The 23263-nt window shown below is 31.0% G+C and carries 21 protein-coding genes; all 21 read left to right on the top strand.

Annotated features, from left to right (window positions below):
• Positions 1-643: 643 nt before the first annotated feature.
• Positions 644-1387: a YveK family protein gene (locus ILYOP_RS01985; protein ID WP_013386836.1), complete on the top strand. Its 744-nt coding sequence runs from the start codon at positions 644-646 to the stop codon at positions 1385-1387.
• A complete protein-coding gene (locus ILYOP_RS01990; RefSeq protein ID WP_013386837.1) occupies positions 1387-2100 on the top strand; it encodes a CpsD/CapB family tyrosine-protein kinase in 714 nt (237 codons plus the stop codon). Before ILYOP_RS01985 ends, ILYOP_RS01990 begins: the two co-directional genes overlap by 1 nt.
• A complete protein-coding gene (locus ILYOP_RS01995; RefSeq protein ID WP_013386838.1) occupies positions 2100-2873 on the top strand; it encodes a tyrosine-protein phosphatase in 774 nt (257 codons plus the stop codon). Before ILYOP_RS01990 ends, ILYOP_RS01995 begins: the two co-directional genes overlap by 1 nt.
• Positions 2806-4065: a TolC family protein gene (locus ILYOP_RS02000; protein WP_041920982.1), complete on the top strand. Its 1260-nt coding sequence runs from the start codon at positions 2806-2808 to the stop codon at positions 4063-4065. The genes ILYOP_RS01995 and ILYOP_RS02000 overlap by 68 nt, the downstream gene beginning before the upstream one ends.
• A 218-nt stretch (positions 4066-4283) precedes the next feature.
• On the top strand, positions 4284-5612 hold the full coding sequence (locus tag ILYOP_RS02005; RefSeq protein WP_013386840.1) for an efflux RND transporter periplasmic adaptor subunit: 1329 nt from the start codon (positions 4284-4286) through the stop codon (positions 5610-5612).
• Positions 5613-5690: 78 nt separating this feature from the next.
• A complete protein-coding gene (locus ILYOP_RS02010; RefSeq protein WP_013386841.1) occupies positions 5691-6071 on the top strand; it encodes a GxxExxY protein in 381 nt (126 codons plus the stop codon).
• Positions 6072-6231: 160 nt separating this feature from the next.
• The gene (locus tag ILYOP_RS02015; protein ID WP_013386842.1) at positions 6232-7320 is read left to right on the top strand and encodes an ABC transporter permease; all 1089 of its coding nucleotides are present in this window, start codon (positions 6232-6234) and stop codon (positions 7318-7320) included.
• A gap of 942 nt (positions 7321-8262) precedes the next feature.
• Positions 8263-9549, top strand: coding sequence for an exopolysaccharide biosynthesis polyprenyl glycosylphosphotransferase (locus ILYOP_RS02020; RefSeq protein ID WP_013386843.1), 1287 nt, complete (start codon positions 8263-8265; stop codon positions 9547-9549).
• Between the two features lie 33 nt (positions 9550-9582).
• Complete coding sequence (locus ILYOP_RS02025) at positions 9583-10689, top strand: glycosyltransferase family 4 protein (protein WP_013386844.1); 1107 nt, start codon at positions 9583-9585, stop codon at positions 10687-10689.
• A gap of 1 nt (position 10690) precedes the next feature.
• Entirely contained in the window at positions 10691-11575 is an 885-nt protein-coding gene (locus ILYOP_RS02030) for an ATP-grasp fold amidoligase family protein (protein ID WP_013386845.1), read from the top strand.
• A complete protein-coding gene (locus ILYOP_RS02035) occupies positions 11562-12635 on the top strand; it encodes an EpsG family protein (RefSeq protein WP_013386846.1) in 1074 nt (357 codons plus the stop codon). Before ILYOP_RS02030 ends, ILYOP_RS02035 begins: the two co-directional genes overlap by 14 nt.
• A gap of 11 nt (positions 12636-12646) precedes the next feature.
• Positions 12647-13693, top strand: a complete 1047-nt coding sequence (locus ILYOP_RS02040) for a glycosyltransferase (RefSeq protein WP_013386847.1) — start codon at positions 12647-12649, stop codon at positions 13691-13693.
• 129 nt (positions 13694-13822) lie between these two features.
• Complete coding sequence (locus ILYOP_RS02045; RefSeq protein WP_013386848.1) at positions 13823-14704, top strand: ATP-grasp fold amidoligase family protein; 882 nt, start codon at positions 13823-13825, stop codon at positions 14702-14704.
• Between the two features lie 32 nt (positions 14705-14736).
• Positions 14737-15861, top strand: a complete 1125-nt coding sequence (locus ILYOP_RS02050) for a glycosyltransferase (protein ID WP_013386849.1) — start codon at positions 14737-14739, stop codon at positions 15859-15861.
• 3 nt (positions 15862-15864) lie between these two features.
• A complete protein-coding gene (locus tag ILYOP_RS02055) occupies positions 15865-16992 on the top strand; it encodes a glycosyltransferase (RefSeq protein ID WP_013386850.1) in 1128 nt (375 codons plus the stop codon).
• Between the two features lie 122 nt (positions 16993-17114).
• Positions 17115-17459: a hypothetical protein gene (locus ILYOP_RS02060; protein ID WP_049774843.1), complete on the top strand. Its 345-nt coding sequence runs from the start codon at positions 17115-17117 to the stop codon at positions 17457-17459.
• Between the two features lie 103 nt (positions 17460-17562).
• Complete coding sequence (locus tag ILYOP_RS02065) at positions 17563-18567, top strand: glycosyltransferase family 2 protein (RefSeq protein WP_013386852.1); 1005 nt, start codon at positions 17563-17565, stop codon at positions 18565-18567.
• A gap of 146 nt (positions 18568-18713) precedes the next feature.
• The gene (locus ILYOP_RS02070) at positions 18714-20123 is read left to right on the top strand and encodes a lipopolysaccharide biosynthesis protein (RefSeq protein ID WP_222838865.1); all 1410 of its coding nucleotides are present in this window, start codon (positions 18714-18716) and stop codon (positions 20121-20123) included.
• A 239-nt stretch (positions 20124-20362) separates the two neighbouring features.
• Positions 20363-21466, top strand: a complete 1104-nt coding sequence (locus tag ILYOP_RS02075) for a GDP-mannose 4,6-dehydratase (protein WP_013386854.1) — start codon at positions 20363-20365, stop codon at positions 21464-21466.
• Between the two features lie 19 nt (positions 21467-21485).
• Complete coding sequence (locus ILYOP_RS02080; RefSeq protein ID WP_013386855.1) at positions 21486-22652, top strand: nucleotide sugar dehydrogenase; 1167 nt, start codon at positions 21486-21488, stop codon at positions 22650-22652.
• A 74-nt stretch (positions 22653-22726) separates the two neighbouring features.
• Positions 22727-23089 carry a four helix bundle protein gene (locus tag ILYOP_RS02085; RefSeq protein WP_013386856.1) on the top strand — a complete coding sequence of 121 codons (363 nt, stop codon included), beginning with the start codon at positions 22727-22729 and terminating at the stop codon, positions 23087-23089.
• The last annotated feature ends 174 nt before the right edge of the window (positions 23090-23263 follow it).

Raw genomic sequence — 23263 nt, forward strand, 5'->3', positions numbered from 1 at the left:
GTGCAGCTCATGTTTAAGACTCTGTGTAACTCTGTGGGCAAAAAATATATAAAAAAAGAAATCAAAAGATTCTGGCCACAGAGGGCACGGAGGGTAAGAGAGAGTTTCACGGAGAAATACTAAAAGACATTTATAAATTATGTCAATAAAAAGATTATCTCTGTGCAGCTCATGTTTAAGACTCTGTGTAACTCTGTGAGCAAAAAATATATAAAAAAAGAAATCAAAAGATTCTGGCCACAGAGGGCACGGAGGATAAGAGAGAGTTTCACGGAGAAATACTAAAAGACATTTATAAATTATGTCAATAAAAAGATTTTCTCTGTGCAGCTCATGTTTAAGACTCTGTGTAACTCTGTGAGCAAAAAATATATAAAAAAAGAAATCAAAAGATTCTGGCCACAGAGTGTCACAGAGGCTTTCTTGTGCAACTTGGATAGATTTTTTAAAAAAACTATACACTATTAAAAATTAGATAATTTTTTTTTAATAAAGTGATAAAATATTGTGCTAGAATAGTATTTTTGATATACTAATCGGGAACTGTGTTACATATAAAAGTGACAGAAATAGGGAAAATAGTTATATTTTTGGAAAAAACAATATCTAAAGAATAATAAAATAACATAAGCTGGAGGAAAAAATGTTTAAAAAATCACGTTATGAGGAAGATATAAATACACACTGGATGGAAGAAGACGATGAAATAGAGTTAATGGATCTGCTTTTTATTCTTATCAGAAGATGGAAAATGATAATTGCAATCGCTGTACCAGTAATAATAATAGGTCTGACATATGCTGTATTAAAACCGGCTATGTACAAAGCCGAGACTACTCTCATGGTATCTAGCGGTCAGATATACTCTGTGGAAAAGCTGGATAGTTCTGAAATATCAAAAAATCAAAAGCTTGTATCTTCATATACAGAAGTTGCCAGAAGTAAGAGTATCATGAAAAATGTAATAAAAAGACTAGGACTAGAAGCAGAGCCTGAGGAGATAGCAAAACTTGTAAAAGTGACTCCTGTAGATGAGACAGAATTTATAAAGATCAGCTATACAGATATAAATGCCCGTAAGGCTACTCTTATGGTAAATGAAGTATCAAAAGAGTTTATGCTTAAAATAAGAGATCTTATGAATTTTGAAAACTTGAAAATAGTGGAAAAGGCGGAAATACCAACAAAACCAGAATCTAGAAAAAGAGTACTGATAGTAGCCATATCTGGAGTTTTGGGGATTATGCTAGGAGTATTTGGAGCCTTTTTAGTGGAGTTTTTACACAGCAATATAAGAAAACCAGAGGACCTTCAAAATATAATGGGATGCAAAATTATAGCCAATGTCCCTGACTTTGAAAAAATAGAAGCAGAGGTGAAAAGATAATGACAGAAAGAAAACTGTATTTTAAATTAGATGGTCAAAGTCCAGTAGCAGAATCTCTGAGGGTACTGAGGACAAATATTCACTTTATAGATGAAAAAGAGAAAAAAACCGTAGTGGTAACAAGTGCAATCCCAAAAGAGGGAAAGAGTTTTATCGCAGCAAACTATGCCATGAGTGAGGCTATGGTTGGGAAAAAGGTATTATTGCTAGACTGTGACCTAAGAAGACCTAGGGCCCATTCTACTTTTGGAGTAGAAGGGAGACATGGATTATCTGAAGTTTTAATGGGTGAAAGAAATGTGGAAGAACTAATTGTAAAAGAGGTAGAGAAGAATCTAGACCTGCTTCCTACTAAGCCTATGGAGCAGAATGTTACAGAGTTGCTTCAGAGTAAAAAAATGGAGAGTTTAGTAGAAGAAGTTCAGGAAAAATATGATCTTGTAGTGATAGATACAGCACCTCTTATGGTTGCCACAGATGCGGCTATATTGTCAAAAATATCAGACGGAGTAATATTTGTAAATGGATATGATATGGTCTCAAAGAAAGAACTTTTATATGCAAAGGAGATACTCTCTAGTGCCGGAGCCAATATCTACGGAATGGTAGTAAACAAGATAGATAACAGTGGTTACGGATATGGGTATAAAAGTCACGGATATTACAACAATAACTATAGATACTATCAGGATTATATAAAGGAAGACAAGTAATGATAGACCTGCATTGCCATATAATTCCAGGAATAGATGACGGATCACATAATCTAGAAGAATCAATAGAGATGGCAAGATCAGCCTATAAACTGGGCTATAAGGAAATATGCTGTACTTCTCATTATGCCAATGGAAAGTATGAGAATATAGGTTATCAAGAAAAATTTTATGAGTTGTCAAAAGCCCTGGAAAAAGAAAAGATTCTGATAAAGATACACACTGGAAATGAACTTTATCTGGATCCTGAAGGATTGAAGGCAGTGGCAGAGGGAAAGGTAAATCCAATGGGGAACAGCAACTATCTCCTAGTGGAAGCCGCCGTAGGGATGACTTCTGAGTCGTTAATCAAGGCAATAGAAAAAATTATACAGCTGGGATACAAGCCTGTGCTGGCCCATGTTGAAAGATACTTCTTTCTCACAATAAATGATGTGAAAAAAATAGAAAAGCTGGGAGTTGTTCTACAGGTTAATCTCAGCTCATTCTCTAACTCACTGAAAAAAAGAACCAGAGCTCTTTTGGATAAAAACGTAATCCACATAGTGGCATCTGATTCTCACGGCAGTGTAAAAAGAAATTATGAAAATGCAGCGACAGGACTACATGAACTGGAGAAAATAGCAGGAAAAAATCGGACAAAGCTTCTGACAGAGATAAATCCCAAGAGGATATTAGAAGACTGTCAGATAGAAGGGGGAGGACATGAAAAGGAACAAGATATTAACAGCAGCTTTTTTAGCAGTTTCTTTGGTAAGTTTTTCAGAAGATAGAATGGATTTGGATGCAGTTCTACAAGAGATAGATAAAAATAACCCTGAAATGAGAATACAAAATCTGGAAACGAAGGTCACAGACCTAGAAAAAAAGAAGTTTTTAAAAGATTTGCTTCCAAAAGTTAACTTAAGTATTGATAAAGATTTTGTTGAAGACTCTGAAGATGAAAAAAACGAGTGGCATATGGAAGAGGGGTTAGGTCCTCAAAGCATAGGTGTTGAGATACCAATATATACAGGTGGTGAGCTCAGAGCCTACTATAATAAGGCAAAAATATCTCATGAAATTTCAAAAAAACAGCTAAATCTTGTGAAATATCAGATAGAAGAAGAGGCTATAAAAAAATATTTTCAGATCCTAAACCTCAGGAAGCAAAAAGAAATAGCCCAGATGGTTATTGATAACCTAAATAAACAGGGAGAGAGACTAGAGAAATTATTTAACAACGGAATGTTGGTACCTAAATCAGAAGTTTTGAAAGTAAAGTCCAACATCATATCCAATGAAGTTATAAAAATGAGGAGAGCGGAGGAACAGAGATCCGCCGAAGAAGAATTACTCTTATTATTGGGGAAATCAGTGGAAAGTCAGATAGAATTAGATGAATATTTATATGATGATATAAATATTGATATTTATAACCCAGAAAAAGATAGTCAAATTGCAATTGAAAGTGGTAGCGCAGCTATAAAAGAGGAACTTTTGGTAGACAGATCAAAAGCAGATTTGAAAATATCTAAATCAGAATACTTACCTAAAATCTACCTTGATTCTGAGTATAGATTGAAAAAAGATGATGATGAATATTCAGACTATCAAGTATCCTTGGTAGCTGATTGGGAAATATTTAACTGGGGTAGAACTGGAGATGATGTGCTTCAGAAATCTACTGTGTTAGAACAGGCAGAGATTCTACGTGACAGAAATTTGGAAGAGATAAAACTAAATATAAGAAATAAATACAGGGATATAAAGACCCTTTATGCAGAGGTGGACTCACAAAAGACAAAGCTTGATCTAGAAAAGGAAAACATGAGAATAGACAACCTCAGATATGTAAACGGAATGGTTAGTTCACTAGATTATCTAGACTCTGTAAACAGGCTAAAGAGTGCAGAAGAGGAGTATTATTCACTCCAAAGAGAACTAGTCCTTGCAGTGAGGGAGTACGAGAACCTGCTCAAATAAAAAATATATAAAAAAGAAATCAAAAGATTCTGGCCACAGAGTGTCACAGAGGAAAAGAGAGAGTTTCCCAGAGAAATACTAAAAGATATTTATAAATTATGTCAATAAAAAGATTTTCTCTGTGCAGCTCATGTTTAAGACTCTGTGTAACTCTGCGAGCTAAGGTTTTTTTAGGGAATATGAAGTTTTTGAAGATACTGGAATATTGGGAGTGAAAGATGAAGAAAAAGTTGATAATAGGAGGGGCTGTATTTTTGATGGTCCTGGGGGTAGCTGGATTTGCCCTAGATGGCAAGTCTGATGAAAAAAAAGTGAGGCTGGAAAAAATAGTCAAGGGAGATATGGAAGAGAGTCTTGTATTTGAAGGGATAGTAGAGCCAAAGGAGACTATGCCTATATATATAGAGGCCTCTGCTGTAGTGGACAAGATCCTAGTAGACGAGGGAAGTGAGGTCTCTGCAGGGGATTCGCTGCTAGAATTCAGTGCAGGGTCAAAATTAGAACTAGAGAGAGAACTGCAGATGCTAGACCTTGACATGAAAAGTGTGGAGATGCAGATAGAAGATCTAAACTCAGGGTCTACTAAGCTAGAACTTGATAATAAACAGCTAGAAATAAAGAGCCTAGAAGAAGAGATAAAAGGTATGAACAGAAATCTAAAGGTAGTGTCCTTTGAGGCACAGACTTTTCGTCAGCAGGCTGATGTAAAGATGGACCTACTGAAGCAGCAGGGAGTCTCCTCAGTAGAGGCAAATGAAGCCTTAAGTGATGCCAACAGAAAAGAGATGGAACTAGAAGATCTGAAAACCAGCCTAGATCTATCGAGACAAAAATATGAACTTATGGTTTTAAGTTATGATAGATTGAAAAGAGAGTTAAATTTACAGGAAAATAATATAAAAGGAAACTTAAAGAAGTTCGCCCTAAAAAGAGATGACCTGGCAGAGAAACTGGCCAAGGTGGGGGAACCATTGAAATCACCTATAGACGGGATAATAACTGGCATATACATAGAACAGGGAACACCAGTAAGGGCTGGATCCAGACTTATGGAGATATCCAAGATGGGTGAGAATAAGATAAAAATGGAGATACCTGTGTATCAGGCTAAATGGGTTATCCCAGGACAAAAGGCAACTATAACTATGAGGGAGTCTGCAGAAGATGTAACTTATGATGGGAAAGTAGAAAGTGTATCTAAGACTGCCAAGGTTGTAAAAACAGGAAATTATGAGGACAGGATTATAGAGGTGGAAGTATCTCTAGAAAATTCTCAAGGTCTAAAACCTGGATATGCAACTACTGTGGAGATAGCAGGAAACAGTAAGGACCAGGTAAAATTAGTGGACTCTATAGCGGTAATGGAAGAAAACGGAAAAAACTATGTCTATGTCTATGAGGGAGATACGGTAAAGAAGACCCTTGTAGAGATAGGAGCCAAAACTTTATCTAAGTATGAGGTGCTAAACCTTGCTGAAGGAACAGAGATAGTCTTAAACAGCTACCAGGTCCAAGACGGTGACAAGGTAGAAGTCTTACAAGATTAAAAAACTTTTTTGGTCACAGAGTTCCACAGAGGGAAAGAGAGAGGTTCACAGAGAAAAGATAATATAAGAGGTGGACTTATGGAATTAAATGAGCTGACACAAAAAATTATTGGTTGTGCAATAGAAGTCCATAAAACTTTAGGACCCGGGATGCTTGAAAGTACCTATGAGGAATGTCTGAAATTTGAACTGGAAAAAAAAGGTATAAAAGTTGAACAGCAAAAAGAATTGCCGTTAATTTATAAAGGACTGTTAATTGAAAATGCTTATAAGTTGGACCTGATAATTGAGGATAAGATAATATTGGAGTTAAAATCGGTTGAAAAAATTAAAGGTGTGCATAAGGCACAATTATTGACCTATCTTAAATTGTCAAATAAAGAGCTGGGGCTATTAATTAATTTCAACGTGGATCTATTGAAAGATGGAATAACAAGGTTAAAAAATAGGGGAAAATAGAATAATTTTTGCCACAGAGTTACGCAGAGGAAAAGAGAGAGTTACGCAGAGAAATACTAAAAGATATTTATAAATTATGTCAATAAAAAGATTTTCTCTGTGCAGCTTATGTTTAAGACTCTGTGTAGCTCTGTGAGCTAAAAAAGGTTTGGGGGTAGAGATGAGTTTCTGGATGGCTTGGAAGATGATATGGGAGAATAAAAAGCGGAGCCTTTTTTCCCTCTGTGGGGTGCTCATGGGGATAAGCTCTATAATAGTTATATTTTCCCTGGCTGAGGGTGGGAAGGACCTTATAAAAAGCGATCTTTCCAGCCTGGCTGAAAACAGGGTAATGATAGGGGGAGAAAACTTATCTGTAAGAGACGGAAACTTACTAGAAGATATTCCCTTTGTGAAATATGCCTTTTTTCCAGATGCCAAAAGGGATACAGGTGAACTTATCCTTACAGGCTACTCACAAAAATCCCTTTTAGCTATGGGATATCCCAGCAATCTAAAAGACAGAGAGATACTCCTCGAGGAAAATACTTCCAAGAAACTCTATGGTGATGCTGACCCAAGTGGTAAAGAGATAGAATTGGGTGAAAGAAAAGAAAAGTATATTATCCAAGGTGTCTATAGAGAAAAAAATCCTCTGGAATCTGTAAATGATAGGGAAACTGGAATAACCTCTCTCTCAAATTTAGCGAATATGACAGGCTTAAATAGGTTTTCTAAGGTTGTTGTGTCCTTTTATGAGGAAGAAGACGGAGAAAAACTGGCTCCCTTGATAATAGACAGGCTAAAAAATGTCCACGGAGGACGGGGAGACTATATTATCATGGAAAACTCAGGAAAGTATAAGAAGGTAGAGAAGATAAAAAATACTCTGAATATATTCCTAGCTGCCATAGGCTTGGTGGCTCTCATCATGGGTGGACTTGGAATAAGCAACCTCATGGCGGCCATGGTAAGGGAAAGGACTCCACATATAGGAATACTCCGTGCCATGGGGGCAGGGAAAAACTTCATCATGACCACTTTCCTTATAGAGGCTGCCTGTATATCAGTAACAGGGGGAATCATAGGGATAATAGCAGGGGTAAATGGATCAAAAGTCATCGGGAAGCTTATAGAGGTGCCTCCGATATTCATGGGGAAACATATTGTTATGACTCTTGTTGTGTCGGGTTTACTTGGGGTGGCCTTTGGGATATTGCCTGCCAAGAAAGCGGCTGACATGGATACTGTGGAGGCTCTGAGGGTATAAGAGATAAAAGACTTTGTCACGAATTAAAAGATGAGTAATAGAATCTTTTTTGGTCACAGAGTTTCACAGAGGAGAAGAGAGAGTTTCACGGAGAAAGATAAAGATAAAAAGATCTCGTCACGAATGTGCACGAATAAAAGATAAAGAAACTATGGTTTAGTCGCAGATTACACAAATTTTCACGAATTAAAAGATAAGTAATAGAATCTTTTTTGGTCACAGAGTTTCAGAGAGGAGAAGAGAGAGCTTCACAGAGAAAGATAAAGAATAGAATATTTTGATTAAATTTTTTTAATAATATTGTGATGATTTGGTGGAGATAGAGTGAGTTTTATGGGAGAGACAAAGATAAAGAGGTTTAGTCGCAAATTACGCAAATTAACACGAATTTAGAAGATGAAAAATTTTGCTTACAGAGTTATACTGGGGGTAAAAGTGAGTTTTATGGGAGAGACAAAGACAAAGATATTTAGTCACGAATTACACGAATTAACACTAATTTAGAAGATAAAGAAAATTTGCTTATAGAGTTTTGTGGAGATGAGAGTGGGTTTGATTTTAATATTCGTGAGATTGGTGTAATTCGTGACAAAAAAAGATCTTTTTTTAAAAATATTTAACATTACAGCATGTGGAACAGGACTTTAAATATGGAATTATTCTACATGTTTTAATTTTAAAACTTTGATCTGACACAAAAATGACATATTTTTGTGAAAACTTAGGTGAAAATTTGCCTTGTTTTTAGTGATGGGAATAACTATTTGAAATTATAAATTAAGGGTTATAAAAATAAAAAAACTTTTGAAGATTTTAGACAGAAGTTTGTTAATAATGAGTAAAAATTCTTGTACAATATGGCTGAACAGTGGTACTATAAGGAATATATTCTGTAGGCAACTTAAAAAGATACTGAATAAAAAATGTAAGGTGGGAAAAATAATGAGACATTTGAAAAATGCAGGGATGAGATCAGTCTATATATCAATTTTGTTTCTGATAAGCTTGATTTTATTTGATCATTACGGTCTTAAGCGTAATATTGTATTTTATGGAGGGTTTTTGTTGATCTCTATTTTTTACTATCTGTTTGATCTATTTAATTTTGATGTCCAGAAATATAGAGTTAGCAGTTTAATCACTTCTGGATTGATAAATATTCTTGGAATTATTATATCTTATATTTTTACAAAGAATCTTGGTTATATAAAGTTTTTTGTAAGTTTTTATTTTATTCACCATATTATCAGATATATTCTGCTTCTCGTTTTCACAAAAAAAATCCGAGTGGCAATAATCGGTAACAGAGACAAGACAGGAAGTATTATCGAATATCTAAGGATAAGTGATAAGTATAAATATATGGGTAGTTTTAATGTCGGTACTGAAACAGGTGAAGGCACAACCTACTGGGATATAAAAAATCTAAATAAAATTGTAAAAGAAGAAAAAATAAATAAAATAATAGTTGCTGATACCAGGCATGATAAAGAAATTTCAAAACAATTATTAAAAATCAAATTAAACGGAGTAAAGGTAGTCGACCACCTAACCTTTAACCAAGAGGTAAAAGGGAAAATAGAGATAGAACATGTGGATGATAATTGGCTTTTATATGACTACGGATTCCATATATTTCATAATAATATTCAGAAGAGAGTGAAGAGACTTTTTGATATTATATTTACCATTATAATCTTTATACCTGCTTTTCCAATAATGGTTATGTCAGCCTTGATTATAAAATATGAAAGCCCAGGTCCAATATTTTTTAAACAAAAGAGGATAGGCTTGGGAAATGAACCTTTTGAAATGCTTAAATTCAGATCGATGAAACTGCATGACCCAAATGAACATTCTAAGTATGCAGGGGAAAATGATGATAGGATCACTAAGTACGGGAAGTTTATGAGAAAAATGAGAATAGACGAACTTCCTCAACTGTGGAATGTGATAAGAGGAGATATGAGCTTCGTAGGTCCAAGGGCAGAATGGGATGAACTTTGCTATGCTTACATGGAGAAAATACCTTATTATAATGTAAGGCACTCTGTGCAGCCGGGACTCACAGGATGGGCACAGGTAATGTACCCATATGGAGCAGGTATAGAGGATGCAAAGAGAAAGTTTGAGTATGATCTCTACTATATAAAGCATCAGAGTTTTATAACCGATCTACTGATATTTTTTAAGACCATTAAAACAGTTGTGTTTGGGAGAGGAAGATAGGTAAGTTATGATTAAAGTTGGGAGAGAATATAATTGAAAAAATTAATGTTTGTTGCGAATACATCATGGTATCTTTATAATTTTCGACATGGAATTCTAGAGAGATTGATAAAGGATGGTTATACTGTCCAGATACTAGCTCCAGAGGACAAATACAGCAAAAATCTTGTTGAGATGGGTTGTGAGTTTTATCATATTGATACAGATGGCAAAACAAAAAATCCATTAAAGGATTTGGGACTTCTCATAAATTATTATAAGATGTTAAAAAAATTAAAACCGGATATGATATTTAACAGCACAATAAAGCCGAATATATATGCCAGCATGGCTGCGTCAATACTTAAAATAGACGTGATAAATAACGTCAGTGGTCTGGGGAATATTTTTATAAACAATAACCTGACGACAAAATTGGTAAAGATACTATACAGAATTGCATTCAGGAATTCTAAAAAGGTTTTTTTCCAGAATGATGACGATATGAAGTTATTCTTAGATAATAAACTTGTGACAGAAGATTTTTGTGGAAGGCTACCTGGATCAGGAGTAAACACAGAAAAATTTAAGCCTATGGAAAAAAAACCTAGTGATAAAATCAAGTTTATTTTGATTGCAAGAATGCTTTGGGACAAAGGTATAGGGGAATATGTAGAGACGGCAAGGGTTTTGAATAAGAAATACAATAATCTTGAGTTTCAGCTTTTGGGGCACCTTAATTTCGACAATCCCACGGCAATAAGTAAGGAACAGATGGATAAATGGGTTGAAGAAGGGATAGTTAGCTATCTGGGCCTTTCTGACGATGTGAGGGAGCAGATAAAGGAAGCAGACTGTGTAGTCCTTCCATCTAAATATAGAGAGGGAGTCCCGAAAACTCTTATAGAGGCAGCTGCAATGGAGAAACCTATTATAACAACTGATAATGTAGGATGCAGGGATATAGTAGAGGATGGTCATAATGGGTTTCTATGTAAACCTAAAAGTGTAGAGAGTTTAGTTAGAAAAATAGAATACTTTCTTAAACTAAGCGAAGAAAATAGAGATGTTTTGGGTAAGAATGGAAGGATAAAAGTAGAAAGAGAATTTGATGAAAAGATAGTGATAGAAAAATATTTTGAAGAAATAAATAGGGGATAATATGAGATTAAAAAGAATGTTAAAGAATGTTATAAGAGACAGTTTGAGGATGGTTATGCCAAAATTATGGTATCTAAAGTTAAGGTTTTATTTAACCCATGGATATAGACTAAACTTAAAAAAATCTAAGACATGGAATGAAAAAATTCAATATAGAAAACTAAATTGTGATTCAGAATTTTTATCAAATTTTACAGATAAAATAGTAGTAAGAGATTATGTAAAAGAAATAATAGGAGAAGAGTATTTAATTCCACTTTTAGGTTATTATGAAAAAATTACTCCTAAAGATATAGAAAATCTTCCAAAAAGTTTTGTTATAAAAACAAGTAATGGTTCAGGAGGCGAAAATATAAAAGTAATATGGGATAAAAATAAAGAAGATATTATTAAGTTATGTAAACAATTTAATAAGTATTTAGATATGAAAATTGGTCATAAAATAGATGAATTATACTATGATGTAAAGAGACCAAGAATTTTAGTAGAAAAACTAATGTTAGATGAAAATGGTAATATTCCAATGGACCTTAAATTTCATACGTTTGTAAATGGGGGAAAACCATCTTACATTATACAGGTTGATTTATCAAGATTTGAAGATCATAGTAGAGATTGGTATGGTGAAAATTGGGAGCTTTTAGACTTGAAGCAAACTTACAAAAGGTCTAATGAAATTTTATCGGAACCTAAAAAATTTAATCAGATGAAAGAAATAGCTCATAAATTAGTTAAAAATTTTAATTACTGCAGAGTAGATTTATATAATTTAGATGGAGAAATTTATTTTGGAGAATTAACTTTTTGCCATGGAAGTGGATGGGAAAAAATAGAACCTCGAGAATGGGATTATAAAATGGGAGAAATGTGGTATGAAGATAGATAATAATTTCATACTATATTTAGTCATATTTTTAGTCTTCTATATGTTCACAGTTTTTAAAGAAAGATATCCAATAAAAATATCAATATTAAAATTTTTTAATTTTCTTATTTTAATTCTTTTATTTGGTTTTACACATGAGATGGGAACAGATAATACATTGTATGAAAGACATTATTATTCTGCTAATTATCAGGATTTATTTAACTTAGGAAGATCAGGTTTAGGGTTAAAAATTTTAAATTTATTAGCAAACTCGTTAAAAATAGAATATGAGTTATTTAAAGCATTTACGACGACATCAATACTAATATTATTTTTTAAAAGTTTTAATTTTTTTTTCAAAAAACAATATTTTTATGCTGTTTTTATGTTTTTGGGTATAGGTATGACGCAATTAACACAAAACATAATAAAGCAAGGAATTGCGGCAAGTATATTAGCACTTTCAATGATATATATTTTAAAGAAAAAGCCCAAAAAATATATTGGATTAATTTGTCTTGCCAGTGTATTTCATAATACGGTTATTTTATTTCTTCCTTTTTATAAAATTTTGAAAAATCCATTAAAACTAAAAACAAAAAAAAAGTTATTTGTTTTTAGTTTAGTGGTAGGTCTGTTTTTAGGAAATGTATTTCTAACTAAAGTTATAAGTTATCTACCTGAAAGTGACTATTATATGATGTATCTTAGACAAGATGAACTATTAGGAATAAAGTTTAATATCCTAAATTTTATTGAATATTATGTACCATTCATTGTAGTTATTTTAAATAGGAAAAAATTTAATAGGCTGGATAAATTTATTTTTGAATATTATTTTTATTTGATATTATTAACTAATTTATTATTAAACTACAAGTATATTTTTGTTAGAATAACACCTTATTTTGTAATTCCAATTATATGGAGTTATATATTTATAACGTTTAAAAGTATCAAAATGAAGAAAGTTTGTAAGTTAATAATGATAATGTTTATATTTGTTATTTATGCATTGAGAACTATAAATAATAGTGCACTAGAATATTCTAATTATATATTAGAAGTTTTATTTTAAAGGAGTTAAAGATGGAATTAGTTTCGGTAGTGATGGCAGTATTTAATGGAGAAAAGTATCTAAAAGAAGCTTTAGAAAGCATATTAAGACAAAGTTATAAAAATTTTGAATTTGTAATAATAGATGACGGGTCAACAGATGACAGCGTAAAAATAATAGAAAGCTATAATGAAAAAAGAATAATTTTAATAAAAAACAACAAAAATTTAGGTCTACCAACATCATTAAATAAAGGGATAGAGGCTGCAAAAGGAAAATATATTGCAAGAATGGATGCAGATGATATTTGTAAAAAAGACAGACTAAAACTTCAAGTAGAATTTTTAGAAAAAAATGAAGATATAGATGTTTTAGCAGGTGGAGTGGAAATATTTGTAGGGGGAAATAAATGGGTTAAAAAGAAACTTTATCCACCAGAGTGTCACAAAGAAATTGAGAAAAGATTACTTTATGAAAATTGTTTAACTCATCCTACAATAATGATGAGGAAGTCTTTTCTTTTAAAAAACAACTTAAAATACAATGTAGAATGCAAATTTGCTCAAGACTGGGCTTTGTGGCTTGAGGCAACAAGGTATGGAAAATTTTATGGTCTGAACAAAGTTTTATTAGAGTACAGAATACATAAAAAAAGTATAACATCAAATACTAACAACAAATATGTAGAAAGAATAAAAGTTTTAAGTGTGGTCTTAAAGAGAGAACTTGAAGCAAGAGGGTTTTATTTTTCAGAGGAAGAAATAGAAGGAATCAAGGAGTTTGGTTCAATTTCAGCTTTAAAAGGAAAAACCTTTAAATCAAAAACATTTATAGAAAATACAGTTAAAAAGTTGCACCTTGAGAACGATAGCAAAGGTTACTTTGATAAAAGAATATTTAAAAATATCACAAAAGAAAAATATATAAAGTATTTATCTTTCACTGGAGATTTTAAAGACTATAAAGAAAGTATTTTTTATGAAGGAGAATCTTCTTTTTTATTTTATAAATTTTTTTATAAAGCTAAATTAAAATATATTATAAAAAATAAAATATGGGTAAGGCATAAATCAAAATAAGCAATTTTAAGAAGAGAAATTTCTAATTCAAAAACGAAGCAGAAGGCTATAAAACACAAAAAATAGATATATTCATGTAAATTTTATTGGCAATAAAATTATAAAAAATTAAAGACGAGGAGAGCTAGGATGCTTAAAAAAAAAATAAAGTTGATACTTAGAAAAAATTTATCTGATGAAATTTTTATAAAAATTTCAGGATTATACCATTTAGGATACTTAATGAATTTGAAAAAACCAAAAACTTTTAATGAAAAGATACAATATAGAAAATTATATGATAAAAATCCTTTATATTCTCTGTGCTCAGATAAGTATAGAGCAAGAGAGTATGTGAAGGAAAAGATAGGAGAGGATTACCTTATTCCGCTTCATTTAGTGACTAAAAAATTAACAGAAAAACAATGGAACAATCTCCCAAATAAATTTGTAGCAAAAGCAAATCATAATAGCGGACCAGTTCAGATAGTAAAAGATAAATCTAAAACTTATTATGAGAATGTTGCAAAAGAATTGCACAGGCAGCTCAATGAAAAATTTGGAATTTTAACAATAGAGTACTATTATGAGGAAATAAAACCATTAATTATTATAGAGGATCTTTTAATGACAAAAAAAGGGTTAGTGGACGACTATAAATTTCACTGCTTTAATTCAAAGGGGGAGTTTAAATGTATTTTCATGTATGATTATGGAAAAGAAAATGATATGAAAGACTATCCTAGGCAAATGTTTGATGAAAATTTTAATAAATTACCTTTTGAGCTTAGCAGAAGAGACGATGGGAAAGAGTTAGAAAAACCTAAAAATTTTGATAAAATGATAAGCTTAGCTAAAAAATTATCTAAAGATTTTGATTATGTCAGAGTAGATTTTTTCGAAGTGGATGACAATATTTATTTTAACGAACTAACTTTTTGTCATGCATGTGGGTTTCAAAGCTTTAATCCACGCGAATGGGACTATAAGCTGGGTAGTTATTGGGATCAAAAAATTAATAATGATAATTAAGAGCAAAGTTTTTAGTATAAAGGAGAATGATTATGAGGTTAATGTTATTAACAATTAGAGAACATCCGGGAACTCAGGGAGGAATACAAACATTTTTAAGAACTTTAAAAAAATATTTTAACGAGGATGCTTTTTTTGTAACTACTGTGATACCTAAAAAAGAAGATATTCTCTTTAATATTATAGACTTAAAAAATATTTCAGCATTTCAAAATAATAAATACTTTCATTTAATTGGAAGAACTTTTTCAAAGATATCTAGAGAGGCATTTAAAAAGGATGTTTTAAATTTAATCTATAAAAAACAGTTAAAGTCATTTGATGGGATATCTATATTAGCCTCTCCAAAAGATATTAAAATTGTTAATAAAAAGTGTAAAAAAATTCTTGTTCAGCATACCAATGTCAGTAACTTAATAAAAAGTAAGTCCAACTTTTTTAATAGCAATAAATTAATAGAAAAAGCTGAAAAAGAATTAGATGTATTTGTTGCTCTTTCTCCAAAAGATAAGGAGCTTATTGAAAATACATTTAAATTAGAAAAAGGAAAAGTTGTTTGTATAAGACATAGCTGCGAACTTCCTTTATTAGAAGAAAAAAAAGAAAAAAGTAAGAACTTAATTATGATTTCTAGGCTAGACAATACTTCTAAAAGATTTGACTTAGCAATGAAGGCTATGAAAAAGTTACCAAATTATAATCTTAATATTTATGGGGATGGAAAAGATAGAAAGATACTCGAAACACTCAGAGCTAAACTAGCTTTAAAAAATGTTATTTTTCATGGAAAGACTAACAAAGTTAAAGAAAAGCTAGATGAGAACGGAATATTTATTATGACTAGTGATTATGAAGGATATGGAATTACAAATATAGAAGCAATGAGAAGAGGATTGCCGATAATTCTTAGAGATACATATGAAGCTGCTAGTGATATTGTTCAGGGAAATGGTGTTTTATTAGAGAAGGAATGGAATGAGGATAAATTTGTAAAAGCTGTATATGAGGTATATAAAAACTATGAAGAATATTCATTAAAAAGTATTGAACTAGGAAAAAGGCATAATCCAAAGACCATAAAAGTCCATTGGGAAAAATTGTTTGAAGAATTGACGAATAGTTTTAGAGAGTGTCAAGGCGAAGAAGGAGTAATCTAATTTATGAAAATATTATTTTTAATGGATATAACACATCCATCAGTGCAAGGAGGAATAGAGAGTTTTGGAAGATTTCTAAAATCATGTTTTCCTTCAAAATTGACTTTTGTATGTCATGATAAATCACATAAAAAAAATGAATTATTTAGAGTTGAAGATGTTATAACAGTTTTTGGTTTTTCAAATATTATTTTTATAAAACTAAGAAGTAGATTATTTAAATATATTAAACTTTTATTTAAAATTGATTTAACAATGAAAATTTATAGAAATAAAATATCTAAATTGGATAAAGATATATGTATATTGAAAACACCACAAAGTTTGAAAGTTTTAGAAGGCGGTTGTAAAAAAATATTAGTTCAACACACTCAAATAGATGAATGGATAAAATGTAAGGGTTATTTTAACAATGAAAGAAACCTGATTGATAATTTAGAATTTACTGTTGACAAAGTTGTTGCTCTTTCCCCTGAGAATAAAAAAAAAATTCAAAACAAACTTAATTTATCTGAAAAAAAAGTAGTTTGCATAAGACATAGCTCTGAATTACCATTGTTAGAGGAAGAAAAAGAAAAAAAGAAAAATTTAATAATGATTGCAAGAGTAGAAAATGATTCAAAGAGGTTTGATCTAGCAATTAATGCAATGAAAAAATTACCTGAATACACTCTTAATATTTATGGAGATGGTAAAGATAGAAAGGTGCTTGAAGCACTCAGAGCGGGACTCGGCTTACAGAATGTAATTTTTCATGGGAAAACTAACCAAGTTAAAGAAAAGCTAGATGAGAGTGGAATTTTTATTATGACAAGCGATTTCGAAGGATACCCTATATCTAGTATTGAGGCAATGAGAAGAGGTTTACCGATAATTCTGAGAGATACATATGAAGCTGCTAGTGATATTGTTCAAGGAAATGGTGTTTTATTAGAGAAGGAATGGAATGAGGATAAATTTGTAGAGGCTGTGCATGGTGTCTATAAAAATTATGAAGAGTATTCTTTAAAAAGTATTGAACTAGGAAAAAGGCATAATTCAGAAGTAATAAAAAAACAATGGGAAAAATTATTAGAAAAATTATATAAGAGTAAAAAATTGGAGGAATATAATGTTATTGAGAATAATTAAAATAGATAGCTTTTTATACAAAAAAAATAAAAATATTACCAGGAATAATTAAAAGGTTGATTCGTATTATATACTCGTGTGAAATTTCTGGGCAAACAAAAATTGGAAAGGGATTTATATTAATGCATAAAGGAATAGGAGTAGTGATTAATAAGGACTCTAAAATAGGGGATTATGTAACGATAGCTCAAGGGTGTACGATAGGAGGAAAAAGTGGAGAAAACCCTCCTCAACTTTTAAATAATGTATTTATAGGTCCAGGGGCTAAGGTTTTAGGAAATGTGAAAGTCGGTCCAAATTCTATAGTAGGATCTAATGCGGTCGTTGTTAAAGATGTGCCACCATTTACTATCGTGGGTGGAATTCCTGCAAAAAAAATAGGGGAAATAAACTGTGAAAACTATGAACAGTATAAGGATTACTTTTCTAACCCTAACATTAAAGAGATTCTTCTTAACCAAAAGTAAATATTTGACTTTATGAAAAGTGTTACACTTATATTTTGACAAGTAGATATTAAAATCGATAAAAACAAAGAATACATTTTAAAAATGAGGTGGAACAATAACTATGCAAGATATAAAAATAAGTGTAATAATTCCAGTATATAATACAGAAAGGTATTTAAAAAAATGTTTAGATAGCCTTATTGGCCAAAGTTTAAAAGAGGTAGAGATTATAATTATAAATGATGGTTCACCAGATAATAGTCAAGAGATAATAAAAGAGTATGCTCAAATAGATGATAGAATAGTTAGTGTTGAAAAAGAAAATGGTGGCCTATCTTCAGCTAGAAATACCGGAATAAAAATAGCTAAAGGAGAATATATTTTACATATTGACAGTGATGATTGGGTAGAGGGAGAGTATCTAAAGGATTTATACGAAGAGGCAAAAAAGAATAGTCTAGATATAGTTATTACAGATTTTTATTGTGATTATAATGGAAAGAGCATAATCTATACGGATGAAATAAACATTAATGAAGAAGAAGTTTTAACTGGTAAAAAATATTTAGAAAACTATCTTTTTAAAGAGAAAGGTTATTTTGCAGTTTGGAATAAGATGTTTAAGACCTCATTATATCATGAAAATGATATTTTCCATCCAGAAAAACTAACTTTAGGAGAGGACTTAGCAACTGTTGCACAGCTGGCGTTTTATGGAAAACGTATAGGGAAAATTAATAAAGCATACGTCCATTATATGCAAAGAGATGACAGCATAACTGGAAGTATTAACCTTAAAAAAGCAAATGATTTATATTTAGTTTATGAAGAATTAAATAACTTTTATTCTAATAAAGACATAAATGTTGAGCTTAAGCTATTAATAGCTAAACAATTATCTTTCTTGTTCTTAACTTCTAAATATAAAATTAGTGAATACAATAAAGAGGTATTAAGGTATTTAAATTTTCTAAAGAAAACAAAATTTAAATTTAAATTGAACAGGCATTCAAGTTATTTAATTATCTTGCAATCTTCAAATAACTTACTAACAACTAAATTAATCCAAAAATATGATAAATTTTATATGCTTTTAAAAAGGTTATTAAAAAACTTGATAACTTGATTGTGTATAGAACTTGGACAATTTGACAATAATATGAGAATTAAGTAAGGAGGGATAAAGGTCTGAAAACTTTGAAAAACATTTACATAAATCTTTTTTTTACTTTAGTGATAGGAGTGTTTCAATTTGTAATAAATAAATATTTTGTGAAATACTTAGGGATGGAAACTCTTGGATTAATGAGGTTTTTTAATCAAATGGTTGCATATTTGAACTTGGCAGATTTAGGTATTGCTTCTGCATCAGCTTATGCATTGTACGGACCTTTAGCTGAGAAAGACACTACTCAGATCAGTATAGTGATGAATACTTTAAAGAGTTTTTACAAGAAAATTTCTTTAATAATATTGATTCTTGGAGCAGCATCTTTTTTTCTAATTCCACACCTGTTAGAAAACTCAAATTTTGGATTTTGGACATATATATATTGGTCGATATATATAATTAATTTAGCTTTGAATTATAGATTTGCAAAGTATAGTATTTTATTTACTGCTGATCAAAATTACTCCTATGTAAGAAGAGTTCAAGGAAGTTGTAAATTACTTGTAAAAGTAGCACAATTATTAATATTAATTTATTTTAAATCTTTCTTTTGGTTTTTATTTGTAATAACACTTGAAAATATTTTAAGTGGGATTTTTTATGTTAGAAAGTATAAAAGAAATTATGTATATATTAAAAAAGTTAATTTAATTGAAAAACAGATTTTTAAAGATATGAAAAATTTGTTTTGGCATAAAATTGGGTCAGTAGTTGTTTTTAATACTGATTTTATAGTTCTTACAAAATTCACTTCGCTTAATACAGTTGCCGTATACTCAACATATCTAATAGTTTATACTATGGTAGTAACAGTAACCGGAGTGATAAGCCCAGCAATAAGTCCTGGTATAGGAAAATATATTGCAGAAAGTACAAATGATAAAATATATATAAAATGGGAAAAAGTTTATCAGGGATATGTGCTTGTATCAAGTGTAATAGTTTCATGTTGTTATATATTATTCCAACCATTTATTAGATTATGGATGGGAGATGAATTTTTACTTCCAGGACTAACATTATCTCTTATATTGATAAACTTATTTATTCAAATGACTAGACAGCCAATTGAAATTTTTAAAAATAATTCAGGGTTTTATGACGATATATATGTCCCAATACTCGAATCATTTATTAATTTGTTTCTATCGTTAATTTTAGTTCAGAAACTTGGTTTAAACGGTGTTATAATAGGAACACTAATATCTAATTTAATAATAATTTTATTATTAAAACCAATATTAGTATTTAAAAGATGTTTTGCTAAAGGAGCCATAGAGTATCTGAAGGTATTTATAATTAATGTATTAAGATCAGTATTAATTTTTATTTTGATAGTAACTGTAGATAATAAGTTATGTTTTGCTGTTAATTTTTGGAGTGACTTTATTTTTAAAGGTTTCTACTTAAGTGTAGTAGGTTTAACTATAGCATTGTTAGTATTTCAATCAAGTAGTAGTTTTAGAAGTATTCAGATTCAATTATTAAGAAAGTTGAATATCATAAAATAACTTTTGGTGGTATTATAAATTAAGGGCTACAGTGATTTAAGCACATTTAAAGTTAACAGAAACATTTATTATATCTAGAGGTAAAAGTAAAATCATAAATATTATTAAACGGAATGGATAGGCTACAATAGAGTGCAAATAAATAACCTTAAAAAAATTGTCTAAAAAAAGGTTGCCATTCCAATTTAAATAAATTTGATTCATAATTCTACATTTTATAATCAAAGGGGAAGATAGTAATGAAAACATATTTAATGACAGGAGCTTCTGGCTTCATTGGTTCACACCTAGTAGAAAAATTACTAAAAGAAGGAAATAGAGTAATATGTGTCGATAATTTTAATGACTACTATGATTTGTCTATCAAGGTAGAAAATACTTTGGAGAGCACAGGGAATGTACAATGTACAATTGACAATGTACAGTTAGAAAAAGTAAAAAGATTGAAAGGACTAAAAGAAACAGTTGACTCTGAAAACTATATCCTTGAGGTTGTGGATATTAGAGATCTAGAATCTCTTGAAAAAATCTTCTCCGAAAATAAGATAGACACAGTTGTTCATTTGGCTGCTAGAGCTGGAGTAAGACCTTCTATTGAAGATCCTATTTTATATCAAGAAGTAAATGGAAGAGGAACACAAAATATTTTGGAATGCTGTAGAAAATATGGGGTTAAAAATATAGTTGCAGCTTCTAGTTCATCTGTATACGGAAACAATAAGGTAGTTCCGTTTAAAGAGACGGATGTAGTGGATTATGCAATATCTCCATATGCAGCAACTAAAAAATCTAATGAAGTAATGGGTCATGTATACCATTCTCTTTACAAGATAAATATGGCATTTTTAAGATTTTTTACTGTATATGGACCTAGACAGAGACCGGACCTGGCTATCAATAAGTTTACAAGCTTGATTCTAGCTGGAGAGGAAATCCCGGTATATGGTGATGGAAGTACATCAAGGGATTATACTTATATAGCTGACATCGTAGATGGTATATGCAGATCTATAGATTATGTAGAAAATAATGAGAATGTATATGAGATATTTAATATAGGAAGCAACAGTCCTGTTTCTCTAGCTGAAATGATAAAAACTATAGAAAAAGTTGTGGGAATAAAAGCAAAGATAAACAGATTACCTATGCAGCCAGGAGATGTTGACAGAACCTATGCAGATGTGACTAAGCTAAAAGAAATGACAGGATATAATCCATCTCTTACTTTTGAGGAAGGTATTAGAAAGTTTGTAGATTGGTACAAGAAGAGCAGTTTAGAGATGATAGAGCATAGAGAACAGAGTAAAAAATCTATTCACTGTTCTCTATTAATTATTAATTAAAATAATGGGGGATAAAAAAATGAAAATATGTGTAGCTGGAACTGGATATGTAGGATTGTCAAATGCAGTGTTATTAGCTCAAAATAACGAGGTAGTGGCATTGGATGTGATACAGGAAAAGGTGGATATGATAAATAACAGAAAATCCCCTATAGCAGATAATGAGATAGAAGATTTTCTTGCAAATAAAGAGTTAAATCTTATAGCTACTACAGATGCCTACAAGGCCTATGAAAATGCAGAATATGTTATCATATCTACTCCTACTAACTACGATCCAGATAAAAACTACTTTAACACAAGAACAGTAGAAGCTGTAATAGCCAATGTACTGGCCATCAATCCAGAAGCAACTATGATTGTGAAATCTACGGTGTCAGTAGGATATACAGAAAAAGTAAGGGAGATGTTTGATACAGACAACATTATTTTCTCACCTGAATTCTTGAGGGAAGGGAAGGCGCTTTATGACAACTTATATCCGTCAAGAATAATAGTAGGGGAAAAATCAGAGAGAGCCGAAAAGTTTGCCAATCTTTTGGCAGAGGGAGCTATAAAAGAAAATATCGATATTCTATTTACCAACTCAACCGAGGCAGAGGCGGTAAAGTTATTTTCAAATACTTATTTAGCTCTCAGAGTTGCTTATTTCAATGAACTTGATACCTATGCAGAGCATAGAGGTCTAGATGCTAAGCAAATTATAGAAGGGGTTGGATTTGATCCAAGAATAGGAAACCATTATAACAATCCATCTTTTGGTTACGGAGGGTATTGCTTGCCTAAGGATACAAAGCAGCTTAGAGCAAACTATGACCAGGTGCCTAATAATATAATTGGTGCAATAGTAGACGCCAACACAACTAGAAAAGATCATATAGCCGAGATGATATTAAAGAGAGAACCTAAAACTGTGGGGATATACAGGCTTACTATGAAAACAGATTCTGATAACTTCAGGGATTCTGCTGTGCAGGGTATAATGAAAAGAATCAAGGCCAAGGGTGTTGAAGTGGTTGTATATGAGCCTGCACTTAAAGAGGAGAGTTTCTTTAAGTCTAGAGTTATTAATGATTTGGATGAGTTTAAGACTATGTCAGATGTTATAGTAACAAATAGACTTTCAGATGATCTTGTAGATGTAGAAGAGAAGATCTATACAAGGGATCTTTATAAAAGAGACTAAAAAAATAGTTAATAGATTATAGATAATAGTTAATAGTGAACAGAGAATAGATTATAGATAAAGGATTGAATATTATGAAGAGAAGTATTGCTTATGATAAAGCTTTTAAATTTTCTACGAGGATAGTGAAGCTGTATAAATATTTATGCTCTGAAAAGAAAGAGTTTGTCTTGTCAAAGCAAATACTACGAAGTGGGACTAGTATAGGAGCCAACTTAAAAGAAGGACTCTATGGACAAAGTAAAAAAGATTTTATTTCAAAACTATCGATTTCTTTAAAAGAAGCAGCAGAAACAGAGTACTGGATAGATCTATTGTTTGAAACAGATTATATTGAAGAAAGAATGGCGATATCATTAAAAAATGATTTGGTAGAAATAATCAAGATTTTAACTAGCAGTCTTAAAACTAGCAAAAATAATTTAGAGAATAGTTGATAGAGAATAGAGAATAGTTGATAGAGAATAGATAATAGTTAATAGATAAAAGATGTAGATCTTTTTTGTTGGAGCTCCTTCTGAGAGACTAAACTTGTGTACAGAGAGAAAAGAGAGAGTTATAGTGAGAATTAATATAGATTTCTAAGACTATAGATCTTTTATTATAAATGT

It is taken from the genome of Ilyobacter polytropus DSM 2926 (assembly GCF_000165505.1).
In the GTDB taxonomy this organism is placed as follows: Bacteria; Fusobacteriota; Fusobacteriia; order Fusobacteriales; family Fusobacteriaceae; genus Ilyobacter; species Ilyobacter polytropus.

What these genes read in the sequence shown, in the direction of transcription:
- ILYOP_RS02020 (WP_013386843.1), top strand. Translation starts at nt 8,263, where the DNA reads ATGAGACATTTGAAAAATGCAGGGATGAGATCAGTCTATATATCAATT.
- ILYOP_RS02080 (WP_013386855.1), top strand. Translation starts at nt 21,486, where the DNA reads ATGAAAATATGTGTAGCTGGAACTGGATATGTAGGATTGTCAAATGCA.
- ILYOP_RS02010 (WP_013386841.1), top strand. Translation starts at nt 5,691, where the DNA reads ATGGAATTAAATGAGCTGACACAAAAAATTATTGGTTGTGCAATAGAA.
- ILYOP_RS02075 (WP_013386854.1), top strand. Translation starts at nt 20,363, where the DNA reads ATGAAAACATATTTAATGACAGGAGCTTCTGGCTTCATTGGTTCACAC.
- ILYOP_RS02060 (WP_049774843.1), top strand. Translation starts at nt 17,115, where the DNA reads ATGCATAAAGGAATAGGAGTAGTGATTAATAAGGACTCTAAAATAGGG.
- ILYOP_RS02040 (WP_013386847.1), top strand. Translation starts at nt 12,647, where the DNA reads ATGGAATTAGTTTCGGTAGTGATGGCAGTATTTAATGGAGAAAAGTAT.
- ILYOP_RS01995 (WP_013386838.1), top strand. Translation starts at nt 2,100, where the DNA reads ATGATAGACCTGCATTGCCATATAATTCCAGGAATAGATGACGGATCA.
- ILYOP_RS02045 (WP_013386848.1), top strand. Translation starts at nt 13,823, where the DNA reads ATGCTTAAAAAAAAAATAAAGTTGATACTTAGAAAAAATTTATCTGAT.
- ILYOP_RS02050 (WP_013386849.1), top strand. Translation starts at nt 14,737, where the DNA reads ATGAGGTTAATGTTATTAACAATTAGAGAACATCCGGGAACTCAGGGA.
- ILYOP_RS01990 (WP_013386837.1), top strand. Translation starts at nt 1,387, where the DNA reads ATGACAGAAAGAAAACTGTATTTTAAATTAGATGGTCAAAGTCCAGTA.
- ILYOP_RS02035 (WP_013386846.1), top strand. Translation starts at nt 11,562, where the DNA reads ATGAAGATAGATAATAATTTCATACTATATTTAGTCATATTTTTAGTC.
- ILYOP_RS02015 (WP_013386842.1), top strand. Translation starts at nt 6,232, where the DNA reads ATGAGTTTCTGGATGGCTTGGAAGATGATATGGGAGAATAAAAAGCGG.
- ILYOP_RS02065 (WP_013386852.1), top strand. Translation starts at nt 17,563, where the DNA reads ATGCAAGATATAAAAATAAGTGTAATAATTCCAGTATATAATACAGAA.
- ILYOP_RS01985 (WP_013386836.1), top strand. Translation starts at nt 644, where the DNA reads ATGTTTAAAAAATCACGTTATGAGGAAGATATAAATACACACTGGATG.
- ILYOP_RS02005 (WP_013386840.1), top strand. Translation starts at nt 4,284, where the DNA reads ATGAAGAAAAAGTTGATAATAGGAGGGGCTGTATTTTTGATGGTCCTG.
- ILYOP_RS02085 (WP_013386856.1), top strand. Translation starts at nt 22,727, where the DNA reads ATGAAGAGAAGTATTGCTTATGATAAAGCTTTTAAATTTTCTACGAGG.
- ILYOP_RS02055 (WP_013386850.1), top strand. Translation starts at nt 15,865, where the DNA reads ATGAAAATATTATTTTTAATGGATATAACACATCCATCAGTGCAAGGA.
- ILYOP_RS02030 (WP_013386845.1), top strand. Translation starts at nt 10,691, where the DNA reads ATGAGATTAAAAAGAATGTTAAAGAATGTTATAAGAGACAGTTTGAGG.
- ILYOP_RS02000 (WP_041920982.1), top strand. Translation starts at nt 2,806, where the DNA reads ATGAAAAGGAACAAGATATTAACAGCAGCTTTTTTAGCAGTTTCTTTG.